Genomic DNA, 13,203 nt, shown 5'->3' with positions numbered 1-13,203 from the left:
TTCTGGGAGGAGAGACTCGTGGGCGATCTTGGGAACTGCGCGGCAATCGTGGGAGTGGGCTGTCGGCTGCCGGGCGGCATCAACAACCTGGATCAGCTGGAGGCGGCCCTGTTCGCCGGCCTCGACCTGGTGACCGAAGTGCCGCCGGACCGGTTCGATCCGGCGCTGTGGTGTGCCCCGGGGGAGCACCGCCCGGGGATGAGTTACACCAACGCCGGCGGGTTCCTGCAGGACATCACCGGTTTCGACCCGGGCTTCTTCGGGATCTCGCCGCGTGAGGCGGCCCAGATGGACCCGCAGCAGCGGCTGTTGCTGGAAATGACGATAGAGGCGTTCCACCACGCCGGCATCGACCCGGCGGCGGTGGAGGGGCAGGACGGCGCCGTATACGTGGGGACCTCCACGCGCGGGTACTGGGAGCTGGTGTCCGCGCGACCCGAGGCGATCGACGCCCATTCGCTGCAGGGCACCCTCACCTGCAACGCGTCCAACCGGCTGTCGTTCCTGCTGGACTGGCGGGGCCCGTCGTACTCGATCGACACGGCGTGCTCGTCGGCGCTGGTCGCCCTGCACCAGGCCGCCCAGGCGGTGACGAGCGGGAAGGTACGGACCGCGATAGCCGCCGGTGTCGGCCTGCTGCTGAACCCCGTCGACTACATCGGATTCGCGGAGGCATCCGTACTGTCGCCGACCGGACGCTGCCACGCCTTCTCGGAACTCGCCGACGGGTTCGTACGAGGCGAGGGCGGCGGCGTCGTCCTGCTCAAGCGGCTCGATGACGCGCTCGCGGACGGGGACCGGGTCCTGGCGGTCGTCGCGGGCTCGGGCACCAACACGGACGGCCGGTCGGTGAACGTGATGAGCCAGCCGTCCCCGGTCACCCAACAGGCGCTCCTGGAGCAGGTGTACGCGGAAGCCGGCATCAGCGCCGAAGAGCTCGTCTACCTGGAATGCCATGGCACCGGCACACCGGTCGGAGACCCGGTGGAATGCACCGCGCTCGGCGCCGCGCTCGGCGCGCACAGGGCCGCCGACCGCCCGCTCCCGATCGGGTCGGTGAAGACCAACATCGGGCACCTCGAGTGCGCCTCCGGAATGGCCGGACTGCTCAAGAGCCTGGTCGTCCTGCGCAGCGGCCGGATCCCCCCGTCCCTGCACGGCCTGCCCCGCAATTCCGCCATTGACTTCGACGCGCTGGGACTCCTCCCCACGGACCGGGAGATCCCGATCGAGCGGGGGCCGGGCCGTGCCGTGGCAGGGATCAACTCGTTCGGCATCGGCGGCGCGAACGCCCACGTCATCCTCGCCGAGCCGGCGGCAGAGCACGCCGACCCCCGGCCCCCGACGGCCGACCGGCGGCTGCCGGTGCTGGTCTCCGCGCGAACCCCGGAAGCGCTCAACGAGGCCGCATGGGCGATGGCCGAGTACCTGGAGGACACCCCGGGCAGCTTCTACGACGCCGCGTTCACCTCAGTGCGCCGGCGACAGCGCTACGAGCACACCGCGGTGGTGATCGCCGATGACGCGGCCGGCGCCGCTCAGGACCTGTACAGCATCTCCGCCGGGACGCTCCCCGCAGCCGCCGCCCGCTGCGAGGCAGCCGCGGCGGCAGGGACACCCGTCGGGTTCGTGTTCGCGGGCAACGGCTCCCAATGGGCCGGCATGGGCTCGGCGTTGATGGGCGCAGGCGCCGGGGCCGACGCCGCCTTCACCGCCGCCGTGCAGGAGGCGGACACGTATCTGTCCCCGCTGCTCGGCTGGTCGGTGGCCGCCGCGCTCGCCGACGGGCAGTACGACCTGGCGCGCACGGAGATCGCCCAACCGCTTCTGTTCGCCGTCCAGGTGGGGCTGCTGGCCTCGCTGCGTGAGCGGGGAGTCACCCCGTCGATGGTCACCGGGCACAGCGTCGGGGAGATCGCCGCCGCCTACGCCGCAGGCATCCTCGGCATGGAGGCGGCCTGCCGGGTGGTGGCGATCCGCAGCGCCGCACAGGGCCGCACCGCCGGCACCGGGATGATGGCCGCCGCCGCAGTCGGCCTGGCGGAAGCGGACGCGCTGATCGCGTCCAGCGGGGCCGAGGTGGAGGTCAGCGCCATCAACTCGCCCAGCGACGTCACCCTCTCCGGCGACCGCGAAGCACTGGAGGAAATCGGCAAGATACTCGCCGACCGCGGCGTGTTCTTCCGGCTGCTGCCCCTCGACTACGCCTTTCACAGCGCCAGGATGGACCCGATCCGGGACCAGATCCTCGAGGAACTCGACGACCTCGCGACCGACGACCCGACGCTGCCCATGTTCTCCACGGTGACCGGCGCGGCCGTGCCGGACGGCCGGACGATGAACGCGGACTACTGGTGGCGCAACATCCGGGAGCCGGTCAGGATGGCCGAGGCCGTCCAGGCGATGACCGCCGCCGGCGCGGGCGTACTCGTCGAGATCGGCCCGCACCCCGTACTCGCCACCTACCTGCGCCGCATCTCCCAGTCGCCGGACAGCCCTTCCTTCACAGCGACCGAGACCCTGCGCCGCGACCAGAAGCCGGACCTCGACGCGCACGCCGCGGCGGTACTCGCGGCCGGCGGCGCCGTCGACATGCAGACGTGGTTCGCCGCACCAGGCCGCGTCGCGGACCTGCCCGCCTACCCGTGGCAGCGGGAACGGCTGTGGGTCGGCGAACCGTCCTGGTGGGGGCACGGCCCCGGCGACGGCAAGCTCGTACACCCGCTGCTCGGCGAGCGGGTGGCCGTCCCGGACCCGCAGTGGGAGGGAACGGTCGAAACAACGCGGGTGCCCTGGTTGAGCGGACACCGAGTAGCGGGCTCGACCGTCATGCCCGGCGCGGCATTCGCCGAAATGGCTCTGGTCGCGGGACCCGCGGCGATCCGCGACCACGCGATCCAGGTCACCGACCTGGCCGTCACGTCCGGCCTCACCATGCCCGCACCCGGCGACCCCGCGCAGGTACACCTCAGCACTGCCGTGTCGGGAGACGTCATTACGATCTCCTCGCGGCGGGACCGGCTCGGCGGCCCGGCCCAGCCATGGCAGCAGCACGCCCGCGGCCGACTGCGCGCCGTCACCGCCCCCAGCCCCGAGGCGCTCGACGCCGCGGCCATCCGCGCCCGCCTCGACGGGGCGATGACCCTGAACCACGACGAGTTCTACGCGATCAGCGACCGCGCGGGCACCGTCTACGGCTCCGACTTCCGTGCCGTGACCGGCGCGTGGTTCCGCTGCGACGACGTGGGCGGAACCGGCGAGCTTCTCGCCGAGTACACCATGCCCGCCGCACCCGCCGCCGAGATGACCGGACCCACCAGCCGTTACGTCGCCCACCCCGTACTCCTCGATGTCGCGCTCCACGCGGGCGGCCCGCTGAACTCAGCCCTGCGCGACGGCTCGATGCTGTTCATGCCCGTCGAGTTCGGCGCGCTCACCGCCTGGTCACGGCCGCCCACGCAAGGCATCGTGCATGTCGTCGCCCACTCCGAAACCGGCCGGGAAGCCGTATGGGACGTGACGCTGGCCGCACCGGACGGCACCGTCGCCATCACCATCAAGAACATGCGGCTCCGCTTGATCGAGGGCCGTCCACAGCCCCCGCTGGGAGTATGGGCGGCCACGTCGGAAGCAGCCGCCTTCACGGACGAGCCCGGCACGCCGCTCCCCACGGACACCGCCGGCGCCCCGACGGCCTGGACGGTCATGGCGGATCACGGCGGTCTGCCGTTCGCGCGGCAACTCGCCGACACGCTCGACGCCACGGCCCCCACCCCCGTCGCCCCAGGTGACACCGCAGCCTGGACCGACGCGGTCCGGCCCGACGCCGCGACCGCGGTGGCCCTGGTGCTCTCCGACGACAACGACAACGACAACGACGACCCGGTCGCGGCCGCGGCACACGCCGGACAGATCCTGCGCGACGTGGCGGTCGCCTGGCAGCAGCGCATCGCCGACACCCCCGACGCACGGCTGACGCTGTGGCTGATCACCGGGCCCTGCGGCGCCATGGCACACCCCGGCACGGACGGAGCCGGCAGCATGGCGGCAGCGTCGGCATGGGGCACGGCACGGACCATCACCAACGAGATACCCGGCATCGCCATCCGCCGGATCGCCGTCGAACCCTCCCTCAGTACCGCGCTGACCGAACGCGTCGCCGAGGTCCTCACGGCCGACACCGGCCAGGAGGACGAGTTCGCCGTCTTCGCCGACCAGGTACGCGTGCCGCGCCTCGCCCCGCTGCCACCGTCCACAGGCGAAGCCACCCCGCCGCGCCGCAGGCCCGCGGACCAGGCGACAGCCCTGCAGGTCAGCACCATCGCGCTGACACCACAGTTCGGGCCCGCCGCGATCCCGATGCCCGAACCGGGCCCGGGCCAGGTCGTCATCGAGGTCAAGGCCGCCGCACTGAACTACAAGGACGTCATGCTGGCCACCGGCCTGATGCCCATCGAACCCAGCCAGGCCGACTGGCGCGCAGGCGTCAACGCCGGTCCGCTGATCGGCCAGGAATGTGCCGGCGTGATCGTCAGGACCGGCCCCGGTGTCACCGGCCTGCGCGCCGGCCAGGCCGTCATGGCCGTCGCGTCCGGATCTCTGGCCAGCCATGTCAAGGCCGAAGCAGCCGTCACCGCGCCCATCCCGGAAGGCATGGACTTCCAGCACGCCGCGACGATGCCGCTGGTCTACGCGACCGCCCACTACAGCCTCAACGTCCTCGCCGGCATGTCGGCCGGCGAGACCCTGCTCCTGCCCGGCGGCGCCGGCGGTGTCGGCCTGGCCGCCCTGAACCTGGCACGCCTGGCCGGCGTGCGCGTCATCGGCCTCGCCAGCACTCCCGAGAAACGGCAGCTCCTGCTGGACCGAGGCGCCGAGCACGCGCTCGACTCACGCTCCGGCGACTTCCCCGACCAGGTCCGGGAACTCACCGGCGGACGGGGCGTGGACATCGTCCTCAACTCCCTGACCGGAACGGCCGCCGCGGCCTGCCTGGAACTGCTCGCCCCCGACGGACGCTTCGTCGAGCTCGGCAAGCGGGACCTGTACGGCGATGCGGGACTGCGGCTGCGCCCCTTCCTGAACACCCTGTCCTACTTCGCCGTCGACCTGGCCCAGCTCATCGACCGGCGCCCCGAGCGGGCCCGGGAGGTCCTGAGCGACATCGCCCGGCTGGCCGGAGAGGGCCGTATCGAACCACTGCCGCACATCGTCTACCCGGCAGCCGGCCTCGATGACGCGTTCAACCGGCTCAAGCGGTCCGAGCACATCGGCAAGCTCGTCATCGACACCACCGGCATCGCCGCCCAGCGCGTGACATTCGACCCCGAAGGCGTGTACCTCGTCACCGGCGGAACCGCCGGTTTCGGCGCCGCCACCGCACGCTGGCTCGCCGACCACGGCGCCGGCCGGGTCATCGTCACCGGCCGCCGCGAACCCGCTCAGCAGCCGGACCGCGCCGGCATCACCTTCATGGCCGCCGACGTCACCGACCGGGCTGCCATGACCCAGGTCATCGACCACGCCCGGACCTGCGCGCCGGGCGGACTGCGCGGAGTGTTCCACTGCGCGGCCGGCTATGACGACGGACCCGTCGAAGAGCAGACCCGCGACCGGTACGAAGGCGTCCTCGCCCCGAAGGTCGCCGGCGCCCACCTCCTCGACGAGCTGACCAGCGACTGCGACCTCGACCACTTCGTCCTCTACTCCTCCATCTCCGCGCTGCTCGGCAACCGGCTCCAAGCCTCCTACGCCGCCGCCAACCTGTGCCTGGAAACCCTGGCCCGCCGGCGCCGCGACCGCGGCCAGGCAGCACTCGCCGTCGGCTGGGGAGCCATCGCCGGCACCGGTGTCGTCGTCCGCGACAACCTCGCCGAATCCATGACCAGGCTCGGACTGGAGCCGATCTCCACCGCCGAAGCCCTCGACCGCCTGGGCCGGCTCCTCACCGGCGACGCACCCCACAGCGCGGTGATAGCACGCGTCGACTGGGAGCGGGCCGGCCTCATGTTCCCGGCCAGCGCCGCCACCCGGTTCTCCCACCTCATCACCTCGGCGTCCGGGCAGCAGGACCGGGCCGGCACGAGCCTGCGCGAGCAACTGCAGGCAGGCGACGCAGCCGACGCGGAGGAACTGGCCACCCAGGCGCTCACCGATGTCATCGCGGCCATCCTGCGGACCGAACCGGAACGCCTCTCACCCTCGGTACCGCTGAACCGCCTCGGACTCGACTCGATTCTGGCGACCGAGCTCGCCGTCACCCTGCGACGCCAACTCGACCTCGACATCCCCACCCTGGAAATCCTTGCCAGCCAAGGCATACGCGACCTGGCCAACCGCGCCATGGCTGCCGCAGGGGTCAGTCACGCCAAGGAGCAGCACTCGTGAACGACTGGATCGTCCCCATCGCACCCGACCCGGACGCGCCGGTCTGCGTGATCGGACTGCCACACCCCGGCGGCGGCCCCAACTTCTACGCGCCCTGGGCCGACGCCCGCGGCGTCGAGATCCTCGCCGTCCAGCCACCGGGACGCGAGGCCCGCACCGCCGAACTGCCCATCACCGACCTGCCCCGCCTGGTCAGGCAGACCGCGAACGCGATCGCGGGGATCTGCGAGCGCCGCCCGACGGCACTGTTCGGGCACTCGGGCGGCGGCCGCTACGCCTTCGAAGTCTGCCGGGCCCTCGAACGCGCCAACCGCGGCCCCGCACTGCTGTGCCCCTCCGGGATCTCGGCGCCGGACCACCCGTACTGGACCAGCACCGCGGAGAAGCTGCTCACCGATCCCGTCACCGCCTATCTCATGCTCGGCGGCGAGGCTCTCCCCGGACAGATCGAACACGACCAGGCCACCGTCGACTCCTTCATCTCCCTGATCCGCGCCGACGCCCGTCTGTACACCGGGCTCGGAATCCAGCCGCCCGTCCCGCTGCGCTGCGCCGTCGCCGCCTTCGCCGGTGACGACGACGCCATCGCCGACCCCGAGGACATGGCGGGATGGCAGCAGTGGGCAGCGGGCCCGGAAGCCTTCACGCCGCACCGCTACCCGGGCGACCACTTCTACATCCGGCACCACTTCCAGGAGGTCCTGGACGACCTGCTCACCGACCTGACCAGCACCGCGAGCCCCGTCACGAGGACCGGCCAGCAGACGGCCCTGTCCCACTCCCAGTGACCGCGGAGGGAGACGCTGTCCGACAAGGCCGTGGTGTTCGGACTTGAGGCTGTCGGGCCGGGTGAGCAGCATCCGGCCCGACGCCGCGCGGGCAGACATGACCGCGGTCGGCCTGATCCGGAAGACAACCCAGCCCGTCCATGCCCCGCGGACGAGGCGGCGGGCGGGACCACGAAGAACGGAGACGGACCGCATGACCACGCAACAGACCACCTCACTCCTCGTCGGCCTGGCCGTCATGGTGCTGCTCGCCCGGTCGCTCGGCGCGCTGGCCCGGCGCCTGGGACAACCCCCGGTGATCGGTGAGGTGTTCGCCGGCATCGCGCTGGGACCGACCCTGTTCCACGGGGCGATATCCGACGCCCTCTTCCCCGACACGACGCGCCCCCTGCTCAGTGCCTTGGCCGCGGTCGGCGTCGCCATCTTCATGTTCATCGTCGGCCTCGAGTGGGACACGACCCTCATACGGGGCAGCGGCGCCATCGCCCCCGCGGTGTCGATCAGCTCCGTCCTGCTGCCCTTCGGCCTCGGCACGGCCCTCGGCGGCTACCTGATGCACGATCACGGCACGGGCGACAGGACGGCGTTCATGCTCTTCATGGGCATCGCCATGTCGATCACCGCGTTCCCGGTCCTGGCCCGCATCCTCACCGACCGGGGCATGACCCGTACGCCGCTCGGCGTGGTGGCGCTGGCCTGCGCCTCGATCGACGACGTCCTCGCCTGGTCCCTGCTCGCCGCCGTCGTCGCCATCAGCGGATCGGCCGGCTCCGACCAGTGGCGGATCCTGCTCGCCGTCCCCTATCTGCTCGGCATGGCGTTCGTCCTGCGCCCCGCACTGCGTCAGCTGGCCCGCCGGCGGGGCTCGCTCCGGCTGACGCCCACCGTCTTCGCGTGCGTCCTCGCCGGCCTGCTGCTGTCCGCCGCCGCCACCGAATGGATGGGACTGCACTACATCTTCGGCGCGTTCCTCTTCGGCGCCGTCCTCCCGCGCTCGGGCACCGCGCCGCTGCGCCGTGAGGTGCACGACCGCCTCGGCCAGCTCAGCGCGACCCTGCTGCTGCCGGTGTTCTTCCTGGTCGCCGGTCTCAAGGTCGACCTGTCCGGGCTCGACGCGAGCGGGCTCGGCGACCTGGGGCTCATCCTGCTCGTGGCCGTGGGCGGGAAGTTCACCGGGGCGTACGCCGCCGCCCGGCTGAGCCGGATGCCGGTCCGGCAGTCCGCCGCGCTGGCCACGCTGATGAACACGCGCGGGCTGACGGAACTCATCGTCCTGAACGTGGGCCTGCAACTGGGCTTCATCCGCCAGGGCCTGTACTCCCTGATGGTCGTCATGGCCGTGGTGACGACCGCGATGGCGGGTCCGCTGCTGGCCTGGATCCTGGGCCGTCCGAGCGGCGACGACCTCACCGCCACCGGCCCCGGTGCGGCCGCGGACGTCGCCGAAGCCACCGGCACACCCGAACGCGCGACAGGGCCCGCCGCCTGAGAACGGTCCCAGGCCTGCGGGGAAGCCTCCCACCGGCCCGGAGGACGCGCTCACCGTCCCCGGCGGGCCCGCTTCCCCCTGGCGAACACGTTGGCCGGTACGGCCGAGGCGGCGAGCGCACGCCGGTCGACCTTCCCGTTCGCGGTGAGGGGCATCCGGTCGACGACCGCCCAGAGCGAGGGCACCATGAAGGACGGGAACCGTTCGGCGAGGCGGTCTCTGAGGTCGACCGGGGTGACGGCCGTCCCCGGCGCGAGCCGGACCGCGGCGAGCAGCCGCTTGTCGGAGATGCCGTCGGTGACGGTGACGACCGTCTCCTCGACCTCCGGACAGCCGTTCAGCGCGTCGCTGATCGCGGTGAGCTCGACACGGTAGCCGCGCACCTTGACCTGGTGGTCGACCCGCCCGACGAAGTGGATGCGGCCGTCCTGGTCGATACGGACGAGATCGCCCGTACGGTAGATCCGCTCCGGGACATCGGGCGAGAAGCGGCCGAAGCGGCGGTCGGTCTCCTCCTCGTCGTCGACGTACCCCACCGCGAGGCCTTCGCCCCCCGTGCACAGCTCGCCGACCGCGCCGGGCGGCAGCAGCCTCGCCCGCCGGTCAAGGACGTACACCCGGGTCCCGGGAACGGGGGTGCCGATCGGCAGCGGGCCGTCGACGTCCTGCGGCCTGCGGACCGAGTGGAACGTCGTGAAGATCGCGTTCTCCGTCGGCCCGTAGCCGTTGGTGACGGTCAGGCCCGGGTGGTCGGCGAGCGCACGCGCGACATGCTCATGGGGGACCACGTCCCCGCCGGTCAACAGCTGGCGCAGCGTGCCCAGCGACGTCGGCGCGAACTCCTGGACGAGCCGGAAGTGACCTGCCGCCAGCCAGGCCACGGTCACCTCGCGCTCCTCGATGAACGCGCCGAGCTCGCCCGGCGACAACAGCCCCGGCGGACACACCTCCAGGACCCCGCCGGACAGCAGCGCGCCCCAGAGTTCGAACGCCGAGACGTCGAAGGCGAGCGAGGACAGGCGGAGCACGCGTTCGCCCGGGCCGAACACGAGGTGGTCGGTGTCCTGGAACAACGGGATCACCGCACGGTGCGGGACCGCCACTCCCTTCGGCTCGCCGGTCGTGCCCGAGGTGAAGGCGATGTAGGCCGGGCGGTCGGGATCGGGTGTGGCGGGCGGCACATGCTCCGCGCCGACGGTCCACTCCGGCCGCCAGGGGCTGACCACGGGCACTCCGTGCCGGGCGACCCCGCCGGCGTCGTCGTCGCCGACGATGGCGGCGGCCGGCGCCGCCTTGGCGACGATCCCCGCGGTGTGGGCGGCAGGCTGGGTGAGATCGACGCCGACGTAGGTACCGCCCGCCCAGAGTGTGCCCAGGACGGCCACCGCCTCCGCCGCCGACCGCTGGACCCCGATCAGCACGGTGTCGCCGTCCTGGACGCCGGCGGCCCGCAGGAGCCGCGCCTGCTCGGCCGCGGCAGCGGCGAGTTCGGAGTAGGTCAGCGCCGACTGCGCGTCGCGTACGGCCACCGCCGCGGGCCGGCGTGCCGCCACGGCGCGGAACAGCTCGTCCAGGGAGGAGGAGGGGAAGACACTGCCCGTCTCGTTGAGCCCGGCCAGGACCGCGCGGCCGGCGGGGGAGATGCACCGCACGTCCGCCAGTGTGCCGTCGTCGTCGCCCGCCGCGTCGGTGAGCTGCTGCACGGCGGCCACGTAGTCGAGGACGAAGCGCTGCGCCTCGCCTCGGCTCCACAGGCTCGTCGCGTATTCGGCGTGGCCGGCGTAGGAGGGCTCCTCCCGGCCGAACCGGAGGCTGAGGTCGAATCGCGATCCACCGCCGTCCGTCTCCTCGATCCGGATGCGCGCGGTGCCGGTCTCGATCCTCTCCGGGCCGGGCTCGCCGTACGTACTGAAGGACGTCTGCACCAGGGGATGGCCCGGCCCGGACCGCTCCACGCCCAGCCGCTCCACGATCCGCGGGAACGGAACGCCGTCGGCGGCCAGGCTCCACGCCACCGACTCATGGACGGCGCGGACGAACGCGCCCGGGGTGCGGTCGTCGTCGATGTCGATGCGGACCGGGAGCAGTTCGCCGGCCGGCGAGGCGATGCCCACGAGCAGCGAGTCGGCACCGGTCATCCGCCCCAGGAGCAGGCCGAACGCGCCGAGGAGGAAGGCGGACGAGGTCACCCCCAGGGCCCGGGACCGCTCGAGCACGGCCTGCGTCGCCTCGGCGGAGAGTTCGACGGGAAGCCGCGCGCCGGACGTGTCGTAGCGGTGGGGGCGCGGCCGGTCGGAGGGAATCTTGAGGACCGTCGGCACCTCGGCCAGCCGGTCCGCCCACGACGCCGTGAGGCGTTCCAGCTCATCGTCGGGGCGGCTCTGCGCGCCGGCGTGGCCACGGGCAGCGGGTGCGTCCAGGCGCAGTTGGTCATGGCGCGAGAACAGTGCGCGGAACAGTCGGCCCACGGCGTGCGCGTCGAGAAGAAACCGGGGCGCCGCGACGGCCACCGCACGAAGAGCGCCCTCGTGCGAGAGCAGCAGGAAGCGCATCGACGCCGCGGCGGACGGGTCGAAGGGAGGCTGCCCGAACCGGCGCGCCGTATGACGCGCCCAGGCGTCGAACTGTTCCGGCGCGCCGTCGTGTTCGGCGCGGACGATCTCGGGGGCATGGTGAACGACGACATCCATGACGGCGCCGGCGAGGATCTCCGTGTCGACGCCACCCCGTTCGACGAAGCCGACGACGACCACGTTGGGCGGGGCGGCCGGATTCTGAGGAGCCGTCAGGGGGCTCCTCGGACCGTGCAGTCGGAAATCCGACGTCATCGTCGTCCGGATCGACATTCAGGATGGTCAGCGACGTGTGAACGCGTCGAATTCTCCATGATCCGCACCTTTTTTCGACTCCCCACCGACCGGCCACGGTATCGGCAGGAGCGGCACCGGAGCGATATGAAGATCGCACCCCCGTCCGTGCATTTCGCACGTAAGTCAAGTCCGGGACCGGCCCGCAGGACCGATGAGCCCTAGGTGTACTGCCCGGCGACGCCTGGCACGCACGCTCGCCGCGTTGTCGGATCGCCCCGATACAACCAGTATCGGGGCGACCCTCCGCCTTGCGATCGCACGCTCCCCCACTCTCGGCTTCGCTCGAGCGGGGGGACCCCCATGACGCCGCCGGCCCTGCCCTTCGGGCAGACGACGCTACTTTCGAAACACGCCCTAGTGACGGCCGGCCGGCCTGAGGCCGGCCACCACGCTCGCGAATCTCTGCGCCGCGAACTCCGCTTCCTGTGTGGTCATCGTCAGCGGAGGCATCAGCACGACCGTGTCGGGCGTGTAGTGGACCAGCACGCCCTGCTGTCGGCATGCTGTCTCCAGGTGACGTCGGTCCTGCATGGAGAGCGGACTGCCGTCGTCGTCCACGAGATCGATCGCCACATAGGCGCCGACAGCCCGGACGCCCCCGAACGTGGGCGCCTTGTCGAGCAGGTCGTTCAGCCGATCGCGAAGGAGCCGGCCGAGTGCCCGGCCGCCCGCCACCAGATCCTCGGACGTGTAGGCGCGGATCGCTGCGAGCGCCGCAGCGCAGGCCACGGGGTGGCCGTCCGTGGTCGACGCATGGGCGAACACCGTGCTGACGGTGTCGAATGCCTGGTAAATCCGGTCGGTCGCCAGGACGGCGCCGAGCGCCGCGTAGCCGGCGGTGATGCCTTTCGCGAGGCACATGACATCCGGGGAGACTCCGGAGATGTCGGCCGCGAACATCTCGCCCATGCGCCCGAACCCGGTGAACGCCTCGTCGAAGATCAGCAGAATGTCGTTCTTCGTGCAGTACTCACGTGCGGCTCGTAGGTACGCGGCAGGGAGCGGCTGTCCGTTTCGTCCCTTCACCGGCTCGAGGATCATCGCCGCGATGCGCTCCGGCCCCAGCGCGTCCAGCTGGGCGGCGAGTTCGGTACCGGATTCGTCGGTCGGCTCCGGAAGGTGACAGAAGCCGTCCGGCATCGGACCGAAGAGCCAATGCATGATGCGCTGCCCGCTCGCCGCCATGGCTGCCATCGGGCTGCCGTGGTAACTGTCCCGGAGACCCACGATCAGGCGCTTGTCCCGGCGGCCCTGGTTTCGGTGATAGGAGCGGGCCATCAGTATCGCGCTCTCGACCGCTGCGCCGCCCGTATGGCAGAACCGCACCCGGCTGAGGCCGGCAGGGGCGATCGCGGTAAGCGCCTGCGCCAGTTCGACGACCACGGGAGCGGCCAGTTCCCACCGCACCATGCAGACATAGGGCAGCTCGTGCGCCTGGCGGCACATCGCCTCTACGACGTCGTTCCTGCCGTAGCCGAGCATCATGTTGCCCACCCCGGCGCGGGCGTCGAGCGCGCGGTTTCCCGAAGCGTCGATCAGCCAGGACCCCTCGCCCCTGACCCAGAAGTCCTTGCTTCCGCTCTGCTCGAGGATCGCTGACGTGGGTAGGGTCCCGTGCCAGAGGGGGTATGTTTCACGATCCCATGTACTCGGCGTCATGGCCATGTCT

The 13,203-nt window shown here is 71.8% G+C and carries 5 protein-coding genes; 3 read left to right on the top strand and 2 right to left on the bottom strand.

The features are described 5' to 3' along the window. Nucleotides 1-18: 18 nt before the first annotated feature. The 3 genes from ACIBTS_RS08055 (at nt 19) to ACIBTS_RS08045 (ending at nt 8,664) form a co-directional block, all read left to right on the top strand. A complete protein-coding gene (locus ACIBTS_RS08055; protein ID WP_399317474.1) occupies nt 19-6,387 on the top strand; it encodes a type I polyketide synthase in 6,369 nt (2,122 codons plus the stop codon). Continuing rightward, nucleotides 6,384-7,175 (top strand): alpha/beta fold hydrolase, encoded by a 792-nt coding sequence (locus ACIBTS_RS08050; protein WP_319670019.1) that lies wholly within the window; start codon nt 6,384-6,386, stop codon nt 7,173-7,175. Before ACIBTS_RS08055 ends, ACIBTS_RS08050 begins: the two co-directional genes overlap by 4 nt. A gap of 193 nt (nt 7,176-7,368) precedes the next feature. Next, the gene (locus tag ACIBTS_RS08045; RefSeq protein WP_319670020.1) at nt 7,369-8,664 is read left to right on the top strand and encodes a cation:proton antiporter; all 1,296 of its coding nucleotides are present in this window, start codon (nt 7,369-7,371) and stop codon (nt 8,662-8,664) included. A 50-nt stretch (nt 8,665-8,714) separates the two neighbouring features. Here ACIBTS_RS08045 and ACIBTS_RS08040 read toward each other — a convergent pair whose 3' ends face one another. Both ACIBTS_RS08040 and ACIBTS_RS08035 read right to left on the bottom strand, forming a co-directional pair. Next, the gene (locus ACIBTS_RS08040) at nt 8,715-11,492 is read right to left on the bottom strand and encodes an amino acid adenylation domain-containing protein (RefSeq protein WP_399317472.1); all 2,778 of its coding nucleotides are present in this window, start codon (nt 11,490-11,492) and stop codon (nt 8,715-8,717) included. A 396-nt stretch (nt 11,493-11,888) separates the two neighbouring features. Beyond that, nucleotides 11,889-13,199 carry an aspartate aminotransferase family protein gene (locus tag ACIBTS_RS08035; protein WP_399317470.1) on the bottom strand — a complete coding sequence of 437 codons (1,311 nt, stop codon included), beginning with the start codon at nt 13,197-13,199 and terminating at the stop codon, nt 11,889-11,891. Nucleotides 13,200-13,203 lie beyond the last annotated feature (4 nt).

Origin of the sequence: Streptomyces sp. NPDC050121 (assembly GCF_044460385.1) — a bacterium.
GTDB lineage: Bacteria > Actinomycetota > Actinomycetes > Streptomycetales > Streptomycetaceae > Streptomyces > Streptomyces soliscabiei.
This window is presented reverse-complemented; position numbering and strand designations above follow the sequence as displayed.

What these genes read in the sequence shown, in the direction of transcription:
- ACIBTS_RS08045 (WP_319670020.1), top strand. Translation starts at nt 7,369, where the DNA reads ATGACCACGCAACAGACCACCTCACTCCTCGTCGGCCTGGCCGTCATG.
- ACIBTS_RS08040 (WP_399317472.1), bottom strand. Translation starts at nt 11,492, where the DNA reads ATGACGTCGGATTTCCGACTGCACGGTCCGAGGAGCCCCCTGACGGCT.
- ACIBTS_RS08035 (WP_399317470.1), bottom strand. Translation starts at nt 13,199, where the DNA reads ATGGCCATGACGCCGAGTACATGGGATCGTGAAACATACCCCCTCTGG.